The following is a 16,151-nucleotide window of genomic DNA, read 5'->3' as shown; positions in this document are numbered from 1 at the left end:
GCGGTGCAGCCCGTCTTGGACGGCGGTCTCTGACGGCAGAGGGCGCGTGAAAGGGCTAACGGACCGGATCGCCGTGCGCCAGATCCTCGGAGATGGAGAGCGTATGGCCGAGGCGGCTGCGATAGGCCTGAAGGTTTTCCATCACCTTCTGGACGTAGTTGCGCGTCTCGTCGAAGGGGATGCGCTCGACCCAGTCGACGGGATCGGTCTCCGCCCCGCGTGGATCGCCGTAACGTTTCACCCAATCGATGGCGCGGCCTGGCCCGGCATTATAGCCCGCGAAGGTCATTATATATGAGCCGCGCAGATTGGTCAGAAGTTCGCCGAGATGGGCGGCGCCCAAAGTGGCGTTGTAGGCGGGGTCGCTCGACAGGCGCACGAGAGAGAAGGGAAGGCCGATCTGCCGCGCCGTATAGCGCGCGGTCGCGGGCATGAACTGCATCAGCCCGCGCGCCCCGACATGGCTGGTGGCCGACGGGTTGAAGGCGCTTTCCTGTTTGGAGACCGCATATAGAAGTGCGCGATCGACGATTGCCGGCTGCGGAATGTCCGGCGGGACGACGATGAGCGGCGCGCGCAGGGCCCCGACCTCGACGCCGCGGGCATCGGCACGGGCGGCGGCGAGCATGCCGTAATGCGGTTCGTTGATGCGCCGGGACAGCGTATCGAGAAGGGAAAGCTCGCCAGGACTATCAAGCTTGTCGCCGAGCGCCATGAAAAAGGCGCGGGTGCGGAAATTGTGCTGTGCCGCCGCGAGGCGTTTGATGGCGTGCACTTCCGGCCTTGCGGCAAAGCGCAGCCTGTCGAGTGCGGTCGGGCGCGGCCGGAGTTCGAGTCCCGTATGGGTGAGGCCCAGCGCTTCGCGCGACAGCTGACCATAATATGTGGCGCCATGGCGGGCGGCGACGGAATAGGCCTTGGCCGCCTGATCGGCATGGCCGCTCGCGGCATGGGCGCGACCGAGCCAGTAATAGCCGCGCGCGATGGAGCGCGGCTGCGTGGCGACGGCGGCGATCCTCGCAAAATGCGCCCGCGCGGCACGCGGGGAATCGAGATATCGGAGTGCCAGCCAGCCGGCATGGAATTCCGCTTCGACAATCGCCTCAGGCGATTGCGCGGCATGGGTGGCCGCCACTGAATAAGCAAGGGCGGGGTAGCCTTCTTCCAGGAGCATGCGCGCCAGATCCTTGCGCAGCTCCCACCACCGGTCGGCATCGCCCAGCTTGCTGCCGTCGCGCTCCACCAGGCTCATGCGCAACGCGGCTTCGACAAGCTGGTCTTTGCGAATGAGCATCAGGATGCGGGCGTATTCCCAGGCGGGCTCGCCACGGAAACGCGTCTTGATGGCCATCAGGCTCGCGGTCGAGCCGCCGCGGTCGACGGCGGCGGCGACGGCACGTGCCAGCTGGTCATAGCCCGGGCCGATCGCCTGGCCGACGCGGATCGCCTCGCCCGTGCGCTTGTGCAGGAGAAGTCTGCGGAAGCGGTAGAGGTGGTCCTCTCGTGTCAGCGCGTCGGCATGCTCGGCCAGAATATGCGCCATCTGCGTGCTCGACAGCGATTCCTCGCGCCAGATCCGGCGAACGATTTTCCGGCTGCGCTTGTGCCAGCCGCGCTCCGAATAGATATCGGCGAGCCGCAGCCAGCCATCATCCGTCATCGGCGCGCCTTCGGCATAGAAGGCGAGAAGGGCTTCGCCCGTCGGATGCGTGCGCAGGAGCGCCTGTTCGGCGCGCAGCCTGAGGAGGTCGGGATCGGGCCAGTCCGGATGGTCGCGTGCGACTTCCTCGATCGTGGCCGGGGCGAGGCCGGAGAAGGGCGCGCGGGCGACGAAGAAGCGAATGAGTTCGCGGTCGAACGCGTTCGGCAGGGTCTCGGAGAAGGCGAGCGCGCTCGTATAGGCATCGGCCGTCACGAGATCTAGGCCGCGCTTCAGGAGGTCGGCCTGCGAAAAGCCGTAAGGCGGGCGATCGTTCTTCATCCGGTTCAGCCGCTCAGCTGCGGCACCCATCGGGATCGGACGCGGGCGCGGCGCCAGAAAGGCAAGCTCCTGCGATCCGGTCTTCTCTGCAGCGTTCTCCTGTGACGGGGCCGGCTTCTCCGTTTGGGCCGAGAGCGTCTCGCCGGTTCCGATCGAGCCGGTGGTCGTTTCGGGCTCGCCGCTGGCCGAGGCGTCCCCATCCGTCTCCTGGGCCGGGTTTTCATCGGCGCTGGCGGCTGCGGCGTCGGCTGCGGCCGTTTCTTCAGGCGCAGCGTTTTCGGGGGCCGCATTCTCGGGGGCCGCATTCTCGGCGGTCGAATCTTCGGATGCAGAGGCGGGTGTCGCCTTCGCTTCCGCGACATCGCCCGGCTTTGCGTCTGGAGTTGCGTCTGCGGCAGGGCGGGGCGCGGGCATGGCTTCAACGCTCGCCGGGGCCTTTTCCACCGGGCGCGGCTTCGGCAGCATCGGCGTTGCGGGTGCGGCGGTCGCCACGGGGGCTGAAAGCACGAGCAGAGACTCCCCAGCCGCGATGGCCAGGGCGAACGCTGCGGCGATCGCCGCGAGTTTCCTGCTCGGCAAGATCACGTGTTCGGTTCTGCTTCCTTGCGGCCCCAGAGCGGAGGCGGTGCGCTTGCTCTTGCCAGGATGCGCCACTATCGTCCGCCGCCACAGTCAAAAGGACAGAATTTTTGGGCCAAGTTATGTTCAAGGGGTCAATTCCGGCGCTGGTGACGCCCATGCGCAACGGTAATGTCGATGAAGAGGCGTTCCGCAACTTCCTGGAATGGCAGATCGGCGAGGGCAGCCACGGCTTCGTGCCGGTTGGCACGACCGGCGAATCACCGACGCTGTCGCATGCCGAGCACAAGCGGGTGGTGGAATTGTGCGTCGAGGTCACGGCCAAAAGGGTGCCGGTGATCGCCGGCGCAGGCTCCAACAATACGCGCGAGGCGATCGAGCTTGCCGAACATGCGGAGAAGGCGGGTGCCGATGCCGTGCTGGTGGTGACGCCTTATTACAACAAGCCGAGCCAGAAGGGCCTCTACGCACATTTCAAGGCTGTGGCGGACGCGATCTCCATCCCGATCATCATCTACAACATCCCGCCGCGCTCGGTGATCGACATGAGCGTGGAGACGATGAAGCAGCTCTTCGAGGATTGCCCGAACATCACCGGCGTCAAGGACGCGACGGCCAATCTGGTGCGCGCCAGCCTGCAGCGCCAGGCGATCGGCACGGAGTTCAACCAGCTCTCCGGCGAAGACCCGACGGCGCTCGGCTTCATGGCGCATGGCGGGCATGGCTGTATTTCGGTGACGGCGAACGTCGCGCCGAAACTCTGTTCGGAATTCCAGAAGGCCTGCATGGCGGGCGATTTCTCAACCGCGCTCGACTATCAGGACCGACTGATGCCACTCCATCGCGCATTGTTCCTTGAGCCGAGCCCGGGACCCACCAAATATGCACTCTCGGTGCTCGGAAAGATGAGCGAGGAAGTGCGCTCGCCGATCACCACGATCGGAGAGGAGACCAAAAGCGAGGTGCAGGACGCGCTTCGCCATGCCGGGCTCCTCAATTAACGCAAGGTTGCAGTTGGATTTCGATGGCGAAGAAGACGACGACGAACAACAAGGTTGTGGCCGACAATCGGCGCGCCCGTTTCGATTACGAAATCGGCGAGACGATCGAGGCTGGCCTGCAGCTCGTCGGAACTGAGGTGAAGAGCCTCCGGCAGAACAAAGCCAATATCGCGGAATCCTATGTGAGCCCGGAACGCGGTGAGGTGTGGCTGATCAACGGCAACATCCCGGAATACGTCCAGGCGAACCAGTTCAACCATGATCCGCGACGCAAACGCCGGCTGCTCTTGCATCAACGCGAGATCGACCGGCTGTCGCAGAGCGTCGACCGCGAAGGCATGACCATCGTGCCGCTGCGGCTTTATTTCAACGATCGCGGCATCGCCAAGCTCGCGATCGCGCTCGCCAAGGGCAAGAAGACCCACGACAAGCGCGAAACCGAGAAGAAGCGCGACTGGCAGCGCGAGAAGAACCGGTTGCTGAAGGAGCTCGGCTAGCCGGGCTTCTGCTGCGGTTCAGTGGCGGCTCACGAGAGGAGCTCGCCTGAACCTGCGCTTCTCTCTGCGAGATAAAGCGCCCGGGGCGGAACGGCGACGCCGGCGAGCAGGAATGCGAGCACCATAAAAGCTGCTGCGATCAGATTGAAGCGCCGCACCGGCGCGCCGAAACCTTTTAGAATTTCAAGGGCTTCCTCGGCCTGGCTCGATGGCACGCGCAAGGCGACGCCGCCGAGTGCAACGCTGTAATGCCAGGCGACGGAGATGTGCTGCGGCCCCACCGGCACCACGACGATGCCGTGGGCCTTGAGCATGCAGATAGCGAGCGATGTCTGGCTCGGACCATAGACATGCGCGATCGTCGTCAGATCTTGTGTCGGCTCGGCCATGCCATTCCCCCCCCATTCCGATAACGGCGTAGCCTTTCAACCAATGTCGCGGCAAGGTTGCGCCGATGTCTGGATGCCGGCTGGAATTTCTTGGTTAGAGAACGATTAACGCGGCTTGCTCAAGAGATTGCGGATCTCTGCGAACACGCCTTTGAACATTTTTTCCGTCAGAACACCGGTGTTCGTGTTGTAACGCGAGCAATGGTAACTGTCGAAAAGGCGGAGGCCGCCTGACGCCTCGCCCGGGATTTCGTGTATCGCTCCATGGCCGAAGGGCGCGTCCTTGAGGCGCAGGCCGAGGGTGCGCACGACGCTGTCATGGGCGATGCGCCCGAGCGCCAGGATGGCCGAAAGCTCGGTGTGGCGGGCGATGGTCGCGGCGAGGAACGGCCGGCAATTGTTGATCTCCGCGCCGACCGGCTTGTTCTGCGGCGGCACGCAGCGGACCGCATTGACGATCGCCGCATCGATCAGTTCGAGCGTGTCGTTGGGATCGGCGCGGTATTCGCCGCGCGCGAAGCCATATTCGATCAGCGTGTCGTAGAGGAGATCGCCGGCATAATCGCCGGTGAAGGGGCGTCCCGTGCGGTTGGCGCCGCGCAGGCCCGGCGCCAGCCCGATGATCAAGAGCCGGGCCGAGGAGGGGCCGAAGGTCGGCACGGGCGCGTTGTGCCAGGTGGGCTCTTTGGCTCGCCATTCGTTGCGGAATTCGACGAGGCGCGGGCAGAGGGGGCAGTCGCTCGGAGGATTTGCGGGCGGACAGGCGCCGCGGGAGGCTTCCGACGAAGACTGCAATTCCCCCGCGGCCGGGTTTTCAGCGTATTTCACCGGGCGCTCGTGTCGACTTCATCATCATCGTCGTAATAATCGAACTCGTCGTCCTCATAGGAGCCGGGGCTGCCGTCGTTCTGGTCATCGGAGGCGGGACGTGTGCGGGCGGGGCCGGCACGACCGAATTCGGCTGCCATGTCGGCAAGCTCGAGAAAATGGTCGGCCTGGCGACGAAGGTCGTCGGAGATCATCGGCGGTTGCGACTTCAAGGTCGAGGCAACGGTCACCTTCTTGCCTTTGCGCTGCAAGGCATCGACCAGATAGCGGAAGTCTCCGTCGCCGGAGAAGAGGATGAGGTGGTCTATGTGCTCGGCGATTTCCATTGCATCGACCGCGAGCTCGATGTCCATATTGCCCTTGACCTTCCGCCGACCCTGCGCGTCGGTGAATTCCTTCAAGGGCTTGGTGACGATACGGTAGCCATTGTAATCGAGCCAATCGATCAAAGGGCGGATCGAAGAATATTCCTGATCCTCGGCAAGCGCAGTATAATAAACCGCGCGCAAGACATAGGCTTTCTTGCGAAAACTATCGAGAAGACGACGGTAGTCGATGTCGAAACCCAGCGAGCGGGATGTTGCGTAAAGATTGGCTCCATCCAGAAATAAGGCAACTTTTTCACGCGCATCGAACATCGTGAACCTCCTCTAAGACAATGTGTTTTCTTGGAAATTTTTGCCGCACCAAGAAAGTTGCCAACGCCTAAGTGAGGGATTCGGCGCTTTCAAGGCAGGCTGTTCGTAAACCTTGCGGGACTGTTGAAAAAGGCCTATGGGGAACCCAATTCCCGTTTTCGAACGATTTTTGAGGAGGTGCATCCATGGCGCGCGTCACCGTGGAAGATTGCGTCGACAAGGTCGATAACCGGTTCGATCTCGTGCTTCTTGCGGCGCACCGCTCGCGCACGATCTCGAATGGTTCGCCGCTGACGGTGGACCGTGACAACGACAAGAACCCCGTCGTTGCCTTGCGGGAGATTGCCGACGAGACGATTCAGCCCGAGGATATGAAAGAAGATCTCATTCATTCCTTGCAGAAGTTCGTCGAGGTCGACGAGCCGGAGCCGGCTCCGGAAGAGATCGAAGCCCAGAGCGGCGGTGCAGAAGACGAAATGACCTTCGATCGGATGAGCGAAGAAGAGCTTCTGCGCGGTCTGGAGAGCCTCGATCCGCCCGAGCGGCGCGACGACTGAGAACGGCCTCAGGACATCGGCGGCGGGAGTTTTCCCCGCCGCGACGATAAAGCCCCGCCGGTGCGGGGCTTTTTTTTTCGCACGGATGCGCTCAGCCTTTGTAAAGCCTATATCCGGCAAAATGGATTGAAAGCGGTTCACTAGCCGCGCAGGGCTACAAGGCCGCGAGGACGTCTGGGGATGATGCGCCAATACGAGCTGGTCGAGCGGGTCGCCGCCTACAATCCAGCCGTCAACGAAGATCTGCTCAATCGCGCGTATGTCTATGCCATGAAGAAGCATGGCACGCAGAAGCGCGCCTCCGGCGATCCCTACTTTTCCCATCCCCTCGAAGTCGCGGCCATCATCACCGAACTCAGGATGGATGACGCCTCCGTCGCCGTCGCGCTTCTCCACGACACGATCGAAGATACGAGTGCCACGCGTGACGAGATCGACAAGCTCTTCGGCACCGAGATCGGCCGCCTCGTCGACGGGCTGACGAAGATCGACCGGCTCGATCTCGTCTCGCGCGAGGCCCGGCAGGCGGAGAGCCTCAGAAAGCTGCTTCTCGCCGTCGCCGACGATGTGCGCGTGCTTCTCGTCAAGCTCGCCGACCGTCTGCACAATATGCGCACGATCCAATACGTGCCGGAGGCGAAGCGCGGACGCATCGCCGAAGAGACGATGGAAATCTATGCGCCGCTCGCCGGGCGCATGGGCATGCAGGCCGTGCGCGAGGAGCTGGAAGAGCTGTCCTTTCGCACGCTCAATCCGGAAGCCTATGCGACGATCGCGGCGAAGCTCGTCGATCTTCGCGAGCGCACCGGCGGCGACATCGAGACGATCCAGGTGGCGCTTGAAAAGAGATTGCAGGACAGCGGCATCAACGGCGAGATCCGCGGCCGGCAGAAGCGGCCTTATTCGATCTTCGCCAAGATGCAGCGCAAGGCCGTCGGCTTTGAGCAATTGTCGGATATCTTCGGCTTCCGCATCTTTTTTCACGACGTGAGCGACTGCTACCGGGCGCTCGGTGCCGTGCATACGGAATGGAGGATGGTGCCGGGGCGCTTCAAGGATTACATCTCCACGCCCAAGCAGAACGGCTACCAATCGCTGCATACTACGGTGGTCGGGCCGGGCAAGCAGCGCGTCGAGCTGCAGCTTCGCACCTATGCGATGGACCGGATCGCCGAATACGGCATCGCCGCGCATCCGCTCTACAAGGACGGTATCGCCGCCGACCGGGACCGGCTGGCGCGCGAATCCTCTGCCTATGCCTGGCTGCGGCAGACGGTGGAACACATCGCCCATGGCGACGCGCCGGAAGAGTTTCTGGAAAACACCAAGCTCGAGCTCTTTCAGGACCAGGTCTTCTGCTTCACGCCGAAGGGGCGCCTCATCGCGCTGCCGCGTGGCGCGACGCCGATCGACTTCGCCTATGCGGTGCACACCGATATCGGCGACACCTGCGTCGGCGCGAAGGTCAACGGCAAGCTGACGCCGCTCGTGACGCCCTTGGAGAACGGCGACGAGGTGGAGATCGTGCGCTCCGAAGCGCAGCGGCCGCCGCCCGCATGGGAATCCGTCGTCGTCACCGGCAAGGCGCGCGCCGCCATCCGGCGTGCTACGCGCGCCCATGTGCGCAAGCAATATGCGGGGCTCGGCCGCCATACGCTGCACCGGGCCTTCGAGCGATTGGAGGAGCCGTGGTCGGAAGCGCGCCTCAAGGAGCATGTCGGCCATTTCGGCTTCGAAGACGTCGAGGATCTCCTCGCCGCTGTCGGGCGCGGTCAGGTCAATGCCGAAGCGGTGATGAACTCCGTCTTCCCCGAGCGCATGGTCGCGACGCAGGCGGGCACGCGCACCAATACCTGGCACGATACGGCGCGAGCGAGCCTCGGCTTCAGCCTCGACGAGGAAGGCCGGCGTGGCGCGCATGACGACAACGCTCTGCCCATCCGCGGGGCAAGCGGCGACATGCCGATTCGTTTCGATCCGGAAGGCGGTGCTGTGCCGGGCGACCGTATCGTGGGCATCCTCACACCAGGTGAGGGGATTACCATCTATCCGATCCATTCTCCGGCCCTGACGGAATTCGAGAACGAGCCTGATCGGTGGGTCGACGTGCGCTGGGATATCCCGGGCGGTTCGGCGGAGAGATTTCCGGCGCGGATCAGGGTGTCGACGCTCAACGAGCCGGGGTCTCTTGCCGAGATTGCAGATTCGATCGGCCGCAGTGACGGGAATATTGACAATCTTCGGATGCTGCAGCGCCGTCGTGACTTTACCGAGCTTGAAATCGATCTAGAAGTCTGGAACCTCAAGCATTTGAACCACATCATGCGGAACTTGAGGGCGAAATCGGTGGTGAGCGGCGTGGTGCGCGTCAACGGATAGTTGGGATTTCAAGCCGCTGCGTCATGCGGGCGGAGAGATCAGAAGGCGAAAGATGCTGTTTCGCAGACGTATAGAGGAAGGCCGTTTTCAACGCTTGCGCGTCTGGCTTTGGCCGCGTTCGAGCTGGCGACGCTCGTTTCTCTATTTCATGAAGCGGATTTTGCGGCTCTCCGCGACGCCGCATGCGATCGCCGCGGGCTGCGCAGCCGGCGTCTTCACCTCGTTCACGCCGTTTCTCGGCCTGCATTTCGTGATTTCTTTTGCGATCGCCTGGCTCATCGGCGGCAACCTCATCGCCGCCGCACTCGGCACCTCGATCGGAAACCCGCTCACTTTCCCCTTCATCTGGGCCGCGACCTACAAGCTCGGCCATCTTCTGTGGCGCGGCGCACACGAACTGCCGCCACCCCGTCTCGGGCACGATCTGGTGGAAAAATCCTTCGAGCAGCTCCTGCCGATCCTGAAGCCGATGACGGTCGGGGCCATCCCGCTCGGGCTCGTCGCTGGCATCATCACCTACACGATTGTCTACAGGCTCGTGGCGGCCTATCAGGCAAACCGGCGAGAGCGTTTCGTCGCGCGGCGCAAGCCCGCGGCGAGCGATGCCCCGCAGAACGGTGCAAGCTTCAACGGAATTCAATGACCTCTTCGCTTCGGCTCGGTATCAACATCGATCACGTGGCAACGGTGCGCAATGCGCGCGGCGGCGACCATCCAGACCCCTTAAGAGCGGCGAAAATCGCCGAGGCGGCTGGCGCCGACGGCATCACCGCACATCTGCGCGAAGATCGCCGCCATATCCGCGACGGGGATATCGACCGGCTCATGAGCGAGATCTCGCTGCCGCTCAATCTGGAGATGGCGGCGACCGACGAGATGCTCGAAATCGCGCTGAAGCACGGCCCGCGTGCGGCCTGCCTCGTTCCCGAACGGCGCGAGGAACGCACCACGGAAGGCGGGCTCGACGCGGCCGGCAGCCTCACGCGGCTCGGGCCGATCGTGAGGGCGCTCAACGAAAGGGGCGTGCGCGTTTCGCTGTTCATCGAGCCGGCGAAAGCGCAGCTCGATGCGGCGCGGACGCTTCACGCGCCCGTCGTCGAATTGCACACCGGGCGCTTCTGCGATCTCTGGCGCGAGGGCGACGAGGCCGGCGCCGAGGAAGAGCGCCAGCGCATTGCGGAGATGGCGCGCTACGGCGTTTCGATCGGGCTCGAAGTGCATGCCGGCCACGGGCTCGGCTACGACAATGTGGCGCCGATCGCCGCGCTCGCCGAAATCCGCGAGCTCAATATCGGCCATTACCTCATCGGCGAGGCGATCTTCGTCGGGCTTGAGGAGAGCATCCGCGAGATGCGCCGGCTGATGGATGCGGCCCGCGCGGAGGCGGGAGAGGCGGCATGATCATCGGGCTCGGCTCCGACCTCATTGACATTCGCCGGGTGGAACAGACGCTCGACCGCTTCGGCACGCGCTTCGTCGAACGCGTCTTCACCGAGGTGGAGCGCGCGAAATCGGAACGCCGGCGGATGCGGGCGGCGTCTTACGCCAAGCGCTTCGCTGCCAAGGAGGCCTGTTCGAAGGCACTCGGGACGGGGCTTCGGCAGGGTGTCTTCTGGCGCGATATGGGCGTGGTCAATCTCCCATCCGGCAAGCCGACCATGCGGCTGACCGGCGGGGCGGCGGAAGTGCTTGCCCGCATGACGCCCGAGGGCTACGAAGCGCTCATCCATCTCACCATCACCGACGACGGCCCGCTGGCGCAGGCTTTTGTGGTGATCGAGGCGGTGCGCGCAGACTGACGGCGCTGCCGCATTCAGGCCTCAAAAACAGAATTAATGCGCAGCGGAGACGGCCCGGCGTTGCAGGCGGGGGACGCTGCCGTTAAACCCGCGAGCAATTTCCCAAGGACGGAGCCATGAACGTGGCCGAACGCAGCGCCGAATCCGAGAAAGCCAAATCGAGCGGAGGCCTGGGCGAAACGCTCAAGGTCGTTATCCAGGCGCTCTTGATCGCGCTCGTCTTCCGCACCTTTCTCTATCACCCTTTCAACATTCCTTCCGGATCGATGATGCCGACACTTCTCGTCGGCGATTATCTCTTCGTCTCGAAGTTCAGCTACGGCTATTCGCGCTACTCTTTCCCGATCGACCTGTCGTTCATCCATGGCCGCATCTGGGAAGGCGACGGGCCGAAGCGCGGCGATGTCGCCGTCTTCCGGCTGCCGCGCGATCCCAAGACCGATTACATCAAGCGCGTCATCGGACTGCCTGGCGACAAGATCCAGATGAAGAACGGCCTTCTCTACATCAACGGCACGCCGGTGGAGCGCGAACGCGTCGAGGATTACACCGGCGAGAACGCCTTCGGTCAGGAGATCAAGGTCGCGCAGTACCGCGAGACGCTGCCGGACGGCGTCAGCTACATGACGCTCGACCTCACGCCGAACGGCGAGAAGGACAATACCGGCGTCTACGAAGTGCCGGCCGGTCATTATTTCATGATGGGCGACAATCGCGATAATTCCTCCGACAGCCGCTTTCTGAATTTCGTCGGCTTCGTGCCGGAAGAGAATCTCGTCGGACGCGCCGAGGTCATCTTCTTCTCGGTCGAGGAGGACAGCCATGTCTGGGAATTCTGGCGGTGGCCGTGGTCGTTGCGCTACAACCGGTTGCTTGAAGCATTATGAGCGGCAAGGCTTCGCTCGGCGATCTTGAAGAGCGGATCGGCCATCATTTCACCCGCCCGGACCTGCTGAAGCGCGCGCTGACGCATGCGAGCGCCATCGGCGACGAGCGGCGCGGCGATCCGCTGAATACCTATGAGCGGCTGGAGTTCCTGGGCGACCGGGTGCTGGGCCTCGTGATCGCCGATTTGTTGATCGAGGAATATCCGCAGGCGCCGGAGGGCGAGTTGTCCCGCCGGCTCGCACGGCTCGTCAATCGCGACGCCTGTGCGGAAGTGGCGGAGGAGATGCATCTCGCCGAGCATTACCGCGTCGGGGAGAGCCTGGCGCGGGCGACGGAGCGCACGGCGCGGTCGATCCTCGCCGATACGTGTGAATCGGTGATCGGCGCGGTGTTCCGTGATGCCGGCCTGGATGCGGCCAAAGTCATCATTCACCGTTTCTGGATCAAGCGGCTGCGGACGATGCAGGGCCCGCTGCGCGACGCCAAGACCGAATTGCAGGAATGGGCGCATCGCAACGGGCACGGCACGCCGCGCTATCAAGAGAGTGGACGCAGAGGACCGGACCATGCGCCGGAATTCTCCGTCAAAGTGTTGATCGAAGGCGCAGAAGGGGCAGAGGGCCGAGGCCCGTCGAAGCGAGAGGCCGAACATGCGGCCGCTTCCGCCATTCTGCGTCGCGAGGGGGTATGGCTGTGACAACCGAGCTTGAAAGCCCGGCATCATCTGAAAGCGAAGAGCGAACGCGGGCGGGCTTCGTTGCCCTGATCGGCGCGCCGAATGCGGGCAAGTCGACGCTGTTGAACCAGCTCGTCGGGACCAAAGTGGCGATCGTCACCCATAAGGTGCAGACGACACGCTCCGTCATCCGGGGCATCGCCATGCATGAGGGCGCGCAGATCGTCTTCGTCGATACGCCGGGTATCTTCGCGCCGAAGAAGCGTCTGGAAAAGGCGATGGTGAGCACCGCCTGGGCGCAGGTGGCCGATGCCGATATCACCGCCGTTCTCATCGATGCACGTGTCGGTCTCGACGAAGCCGCACTCGGCATCATCGACCGCCTGGGCGAATCCGGGGCGCGCGAGGACAAGCGCGTCCTGATCTTGAACAAGATCGACCTCGTGCGCCGCGACGCGCTTCTCGCCATCACGGCGGAGGCGAATGCGCGGCTGCCGTTCTCGCGCACCTTCATGGTGTCGGCGGCGAACGGCGACGGCGTCAGCGACCTTCTCACGTTTTTCTCCGGGGCGATGCCGGGGGGGCCGTATCTCTATCCCGAAGATCAGGTCTCGGACCTGCCGATACGCGCGATCGCGGCCGAGGTGACGCGCGAGAAGCTGATGCTGCGCCTGCATCAGGAGGTGCCGTATTCGGCGACGGTCGAGACGGAAAGCTGGGAAGAAAAGCGCGACGGATCGGTGAGGATCAGCCAGGTGATCTTCGTGGAGCGCGAAAGCCACCGCAAGATCCTGCTCGGCAAGGGCGGCGAGACGATCAAACAGATTTCGATCGCCGCACGCCGCGAGCTGCACCACATGCTGGAGCGCAAGGTGCATCTCTTCCTGTTCGTGAAGGTGCGCGAAGGCTGGACCAACGATCCCGAACGCTACCGGGAAATGGGCCTGGAATTTCCGAAATAGCGGCGTTGCGGCGCTTGTCGTAAAGCGAAATTCACTTTCCTCAGCCTATAAGCTCTTCCAGTCGATGATGCCGATCCCAGCCGAAAGGTGCATTGAGCCCGATCTGCCGGCATGGCAGAGCGCATTTCTTTCAGCGGTAAGGCCATCTCGCGTTTGGCTTTGCCGGCGCAGCTTTCGCCAAGAGACGCTGCGCTCCGGAATCTTCCTGAATCGTCTCAAAGGGCTGGCGGGCGATTTCAAACTTACGAATCTACTTTAAGAAGGGCAGCACGAGCAGCCCGCTGCGAGGATCTTCATGGACCTACGTCATATCTCTGTCGGCAAGAACCCGCCCCGGGATCTTCATGCCATCGTCGAAATTCCGCTTGGCGGCATTCCGGTGAAATACGAGCTCGAGAAGAAGTCGGGCGCGATCTTCGTCGATCGCTTTCTGCACACCGCGATGTTCTATCCGGGCAATTACGGCTTCATCCCGCACACGCTGTCGCCGGACGGCGATCCTTGCGACATCATGGTGGTGAGCCAGGTGCCGGTGGTGCCGGGCGCGGTCATCCGCTGCCGTCCCGTCGGGGCGCTGATCATGGAAGACGAATCGGGTGGCGACGAGAAAATCATCGCCGTGCCGGTCGACGCGCTGCATCCGTTCTATACCGGCGTGCGCAGCTATCTCGATCTGCCGCAGATCATGTGCGAGCAGATCGCCCACTTCTTCCAGCATTATAAGGATCTGGAGAAGGGCAAGTGGGTCGATGTCGGCCGCTGGGTCGACACCGAAGGTGCCGAACAGCTCGTCCTGGAAGGCATCGAGCGCGCCAAGGCCAAGGGCGCCGAAAAGTAAGCATCGACGAGACGCGGCGCGACGCCCGGTGCGTCGCGCCGCTTGCTCTATGCCCGTGTCGCGCTTGCCTGTGTTCGTGCCGGATCGCCCCATCGCGGGCGAACGAGAAGTGTTTCCGTCGCCGGATGAAACACTCTAAGCCTGCGCCATGGAATGGTCGGAGCACGGTATCGTCCTGTCCACGCGCCGGCATGGCGAGGCGGACATCATCCTGGAGGTGATGACGGAAACGCGCGGCCGTCATCTCGGCCTCGTCAAGGGCGGGCGCTCGCGCCGCCAGCGGCCGATCCTGCAGCCGGGCAATACCTTGTCGCTCACCTGGCGGGCGAGGCTCGACGCGCATCTCGGTAATTTTCGCGCCGAGCCGATCACCGAACGTGCCGCTGCCATCATGGCCGACCGGACCGCGTCCTACGGCATGCAGCTTCTCTCCGCGCATTTCAGGCTCCTGGCGGAGCGGGACCCGCATCCGGCCCTGCATGCGGCGCTCAGGACACTCCTCGACGGGGCGCTCAGCGCCGATGCCGCGCGCGCGGGCTTTGCCGCGGGGATGGTGCATTTCGAGATCATGCTTCTGGAGGAGCTCGGCGTCGGGCTCGATCTCACCGCCTGTGCCGCGACCGGCACGACGGAGCGGCTCGTCTATGTGTCGCCGAAATCCGGCCGTGCGGTGAGCGAGGGGGCAGGGGCGCCTTACCGGGACCGATTGCTGCCTCTGCCGGCGTTTCTGCGCGCAGAAGGCGACGAGACGCTGCCCGACGAGGAAGATCTGGCGGCGGGCTTTGCCATTACCGGGCTGTTTCTCGATCGGCATGTGCTCGCGCCCAGGGGTCTCGGCCTGCCCGAGATGCGCCAGGCCTTTATCCGCACGGCGCTGGCGCGACCGTGAACGTTGCCGTGCCGGGCCTCATCATGCCGCGCGCTTTGTCCGGCGCCCTCGTCATGTCGTGAAAGCCCGCTAGAGTTATCGCCGAACAAGGGAGGCTTATCTCATGAAAGTAACCTGGCTCGGACATTCCGCATTCCGTCTCGAATTCGCCGACAAGGTGGTGATGATCGACCCGTTCCTGTCGGACTCGCCCGTCTTCGAGGGCGACCCGCTGGATGTGGCGAAAGGGGCGACGCATGTTCTGCTGACGCATGGCCACAGCGACCATACCGGCGACACGCTGCCTATCCTCAAGGAGACGGGGGCTATGCTCGTCTCTTCTTTCGAAGTGTGCATGTATCTCGCCGCGCAGGGCGTCGACGAGAACAAGATCAATCCCGGCAATCACGGCGGCACGGTCGATTGCGGCGGCTTCACCGTCTCCTTCGTCAACGCGCTGCATTCCTCCTCGATGATGGTCGACGGCAAGCCGGTCTATCTCGGCAATCCGATGGGCCTCGTCGTCAAGGCGCCGGGCGAGAAGGTGCTCTATCATATGGGCGACACCGACATTTTCGGCGACATGGCTCTCGTCCACGAACGCCACAAGCCGGAAATAGGCATCGTGCCGATCGGCGATCGCTTCACCATGGGCGGCGAGACGGCGGCGCTCGCCTGCCAGCGCTATTTCGATTTCGAGAAGATCTTCCCGTGCCATTATCGCACTTTCCCGCTCGTCGATCAGACGCCGGACAAGTTCCTGGCGGCGCTCGGTGACGATGCCGGCAAGGTGCTGGTGCCCGAGGTCGGAGAGACGATGGAGGTCTGAGGCCTGCCTGTTATGAACGACTGAGAGGGCGGGGCGGCGTTTTGTCCGCCCCCGCATCTCCTGCCGGCATCGGATGGTTGGCATGCCGGGGCGCGGGGCGTTGCCGCGCCGGTTTCTGCGGTCTATAGCGGGCCGGAGAAGAGGGGTTTTTTATGTCCGTCGATCTTTCCACCGTCAAACGCGTCGCGCATCTCGCCCGCATCAAGGTCACCGAGGAAGAGGCCGAGGGCCTGCGCGGCGAGCTCAACACCATTCTCGGCTTTGTCGAGCAATTGCAGGAAGTCGATGTCGAGGGCGTCGAGCCGATGACCTCCGTCGCCGCGATGACGCTCAAGATGCGAGCCGACGAGATCACCGATGGCGCCAAGGCCGCCGACATCGTCGCCAACGCGCCTTTGAGCGAGGACAATTTCTTCCTGGTTCCCAAAGTCGTGGAATGAGC

The 16,151-nt window shown here is 63.5% G+C and carries 18 protein-coding genes; 14 read left to right on the top strand and 4 right to left on the bottom strand.

The window, feature by feature from the left end; translation table 11 throughout:
• Positions 1–55: 55 nt before the first annotated feature.
• Positions 56–2,488 carry a lytic transglycosylase domain-containing protein gene (locus NYQ83_RS17785; protein WP_314733302.1) on the bottom strand — a complete coding sequence of 811 codons (2,433 nt, stop codon included), beginning with the start codon at positions 2,486–2,488 and terminating at the stop codon, positions 56–58.
• A 194-nt stretch (positions 2,489–2,682) separates the two neighbouring features.
• Here NYQ83_RS17785 and dapA point away from each other — a divergent pair, with 194 nt between their 5' ends.
• Together dapA and smpB are read left to right on the top strand one after the other, a co-directional pair.
• On the top strand, positions 2,683–3,561 hold the full coding sequence (dapA, locus tag NYQ83_RS10325) for a 4-hydroxy-tetrahydrodipicolinate synthase (protein ID WP_128291848.1): 879 nt from the start codon (positions 2,683–2,685) through the stop codon (positions 3,559–3,561).
• A gap of 23 nt (positions 3,562–3,584) precedes the next feature.
• Complete coding sequence (gene smpB / locus NYQ83_RS10320; protein WP_128291372.1) at positions 3,585–4,058, top strand: SsrA-binding protein SmpB; 474 nt, start codon at positions 3,585–3,587, stop codon at positions 4,056–4,058.
• A gap of 29 nt (positions 4,059–4,087) precedes the next feature.
• Here smpB and NYQ83_RS10315 read toward each other — a convergent pair whose 3' ends face one another.
• The 3 genes from NYQ83_RS10315 to NYQ83_RS10305 form a co-directional block, all read right to left on the bottom strand.
• A complete protein-coding gene (locus NYQ83_RS10315) occupies positions 4,088–4,447 on the bottom strand; it encodes a hypothetical protein (RefSeq protein WP_261214508.1) in 360 nt (119 codons plus the stop codon).
• Between the two features lie 105 nt (positions 4,448–4,552).
• A complete protein-coding gene (locus NYQ83_RS10310; RefSeq protein ID WP_261215174.1) occupies positions 4,553–5,242 on the bottom strand; it encodes a uracil-DNA glycosylase in 690 nt (229 codons plus the stop codon).
• A gap of 29 nt (positions 5,243–5,271) precedes the next feature.
• Positions 5,272–5,913, bottom strand: coding sequence for an NYN domain-containing protein (locus NYQ83_RS10305; protein WP_261214506.1), 642 nt, complete (start codon positions 5,911–5,913; stop codon positions 5,272–5,274).
• A 185-nt stretch (positions 5,914–6,098) separates the two neighbouring features.
• Between NYQ83_RS10305 and rpoZ the strand changes: the two genes are divergently transcribed.
• The 12 genes from rpoZ to gatC all read left to right on the top strand — a co-directional run bounded on the left by rpoZ (position 6,099) and on the right by gatC (position 16,149).
• Complete coding sequence (gene rpoZ / locus NYQ83_RS10300; RefSeq protein WP_092810689.1) at positions 6,099–6,470, top strand: DNA-directed RNA polymerase subunit omega; 372 nt, start codon at positions 6,099–6,101, stop codon at positions 6,468–6,470.
• Positions 6,471–6,650: 180 nt separating this feature from the next.
• Positions 6,651–8,849, top strand: coding sequence for a RelA/SpoT family protein (locus NYQ83_RS10295; protein WP_261214504.1), 2,199 nt, complete (start codon positions 6,651–6,653; stop codon positions 8,847–8,849).
• A 52-nt stretch (positions 8,850–8,901) separates the two neighbouring features.
• A complete protein-coding gene (locus NYQ83_RS10290) occupies positions 8,902–9,492 on the top strand; it encodes a DUF2062 domain-containing protein (protein ID WP_261214502.1) in 591 nt (196 codons plus the stop codon).
• Entirely contained in the window at positions 9,489–10,250 is a 762-nt protein-coding gene (locus tag NYQ83_RS10285; RefSeq protein ID WP_261214500.1) for a pyridoxine 5'-phosphate synthase, read from the top strand. The genes NYQ83_RS10290 and NYQ83_RS10285 overlap by 4 nt, the downstream gene beginning before the upstream one ends.
• Positions 10,247–10,648 (top strand): holo-ACP synthase, encoded by a 402-nt coding sequence (gene acpS, locus NYQ83_RS10280; protein ID WP_128291379.1) that lies wholly within the window; start codon positions 10,247–10,249, stop codon positions 10,646–10,648. The genes NYQ83_RS10285 and acpS overlap by 4 nt, the downstream gene beginning before the upstream one ends.
• A gap of 116 nt (positions 10,649–10,764) precedes the next feature.
• Positions 10,765–11,535, top strand: coding sequence for a signal peptidase I (gene lepB / locus NYQ83_RS10275; protein ID WP_092810699.1), 771 nt, complete (start codon positions 10,765–10,767; stop codon positions 11,533–11,535).
• A complete protein-coding gene (gene rnc / locus NYQ83_RS10270) occupies positions 11,532–12,233 on the top strand; it encodes a ribonuclease III (protein WP_128291381.1) in 702 nt (233 codons plus the stop codon). The genes lepB and rnc overlap by 4 nt, the downstream gene beginning before the upstream one ends.
• The gene (gene era / locus NYQ83_RS10265) at positions 12,224–13,174 is read left to right on the top strand and encodes a GTPase Era (protein ID WP_261214499.1); all 951 of its coding nucleotides are present in this window, start codon (positions 12,224–12,226) and stop codon (positions 13,172–13,174) included. The genes rnc and era overlap by 10 nt, the downstream gene beginning before the upstream one ends.
• Before the next feature lie 295 nt (positions 13,175–13,469).
• A complete protein-coding gene (gene ppa, locus NYQ83_RS10260) occupies positions 13,470–14,012 on the top strand; it encodes an inorganic diphosphatase (RefSeq protein ID WP_261214498.1) in 543 nt (180 codons plus the stop codon).
• A gap of 148 nt (positions 14,013–14,160) precedes the next feature.
• Positions 14,161–14,901 (top strand): DNA repair protein RecO, encoded by a 741-nt coding sequence (recO, locus tag NYQ83_RS10255; protein ID WP_261214497.1) that lies wholly within the window; start codon positions 14,161–14,163, stop codon positions 14,899–14,901.
• Between the two features lie 103 nt (positions 14,902–15,004).
• Positions 15,005–15,709 carry a metal-dependent hydrolase gene (locus NYQ83_RS10250; RefSeq protein ID WP_128291385.1) on the top strand — a complete coding sequence of 235 codons (705 nt, stop codon included), beginning with the start codon at positions 15,005–15,007 and terminating at the stop codon, positions 15,707–15,709.
• 152 nt (positions 15,710–15,861) lie between these two features.
• Complete coding sequence (gene gatC, locus NYQ83_RS10245) at positions 15,862–16,149, top strand: Asp-tRNA(Asn)/Glu-tRNA(Gln) amidotransferase subunit GatC (RefSeq protein WP_092810711.1); 288 nt, start codon at positions 15,862–15,864, stop codon at positions 16,147–16,149.
• The last annotated feature ends 2 nt before the right edge of the window (positions 16,150–16,151 follow it).

The organism is Afifella sp. JA880 (assembly GCF_025379905.1).
Classification (GTDB): Bacteria; Pseudomonadota; Alphaproteobacteria; order Rhizobiales; family Afifellaceae; genus Afifella; species Afifella aestuarii.
This window is presented reverse-complemented; position numbering and strand designations above follow the sequence as displayed.

What these genes read in the sequence shown, in the direction of transcription:
- NYQ83_RS10305 (WP_261214506.1), bottom strand. Translation starts at nt 5,913, where the DNA reads ATGTTCGATGCGCGTGAAAAAGTTGCCTTATTTCTGGATGGAGCCAAT.
- smpB (WP_128291372.1), top strand. Translation starts at nt 3,585, where the DNA reads ATGGCGAAGAAGACGACGACGAACAACAAGGTTGTGGCCGACAATCGG.
- NYQ83_RS10250 (WP_128291385.1), top strand. Translation starts at nt 15,005, where the DNA reads ATGAAAGTAACCTGGCTCGGACATTCCGCATTCCGTCTCGAATTCGCC.
- dapA (WP_128291848.1), top strand. Translation starts at nt 2,683, where the DNA reads ATGTTCAAGGGGTCAATTCCGGCGCTGGTGACGCCCATGCGCAACGGT.
- acpS (WP_128291379.1), top strand. Translation starts at nt 10,247, where the DNA reads ATGATCATCGGGCTCGGCTCCGACCTCATTGACATTCGCCGGGTGGAA.
- gatC (WP_092810711.1), top strand. Translation starts at nt 15,862, where the DNA reads ATGTCCGTCGATCTTTCCACCGTCAAACGCGTCGCGCATCTCGCCCGC.
- ppa (WP_261214498.1), top strand. Translation starts at nt 13,470, where the DNA reads ATGGACCTACGTCATATCTCTGTCGGCAAGAACCCGCCCCGGGATCTT.
- lepB (WP_092810699.1), top strand. Translation starts at nt 10,765, where the DNA reads ATGAACGTGGCCGAACGCAGCGCCGAATCCGAGAAAGCCAAATCGAGC.
- rpoZ (WP_092810689.1), top strand. Translation starts at nt 6,099, where the DNA reads ATGGCGCGCGTCACCGTGGAAGATTGCGTCGACAAGGTCGATAACCGG.
- rnc (WP_128291381.1), top strand. Translation starts at nt 11,532, where the DNA reads ATGAGCGGCAAGGCTTCGCTCGGCGATCTTGAAGAGCGGATCGGCCAT.
- NYQ83_RS10315 (WP_261214508.1), bottom strand. Translation starts at nt 4,447, where the DNA reads ATGGCCGAGCCGACACAAGATCTGACGACGATCGCGCATGTCTATGGT.
- recO (WP_261214497.1), top strand. Translation starts at nt 14,161, where the DNA reads ATGGAATGGTCGGAGCACGGTATCGTCCTGTCCACGCGCCGGCATGGC.
- NYQ83_RS10295 (WP_261214504.1), top strand. Translation starts at nt 6,651, where the DNA reads ATGATGCGCCAATACGAGCTGGTCGAGCGGGTCGCCGCCTACAATCCA.
- era (WP_261214499.1), top strand. Translation starts at nt 12,224, where the DNA reads ATGGCTGTGACAACCGAGCTTGAAAGCCCGGCATCATCTGAAAGCGAA.
- NYQ83_RS10290 (WP_261214502.1), top strand. Translation starts at nt 8,902, where the DNA reads ATGCTGTTTCGCAGACGTATAGAGGAAGGCCGTTTTCAACGCTTGCGC.
- NYQ83_RS10285 (WP_261214500.1), top strand. Translation starts at nt 9,489, where the DNA reads ATGACCTCTTCGCTTCGGCTCGGTATCAACATCGATCACGTGGCAACG.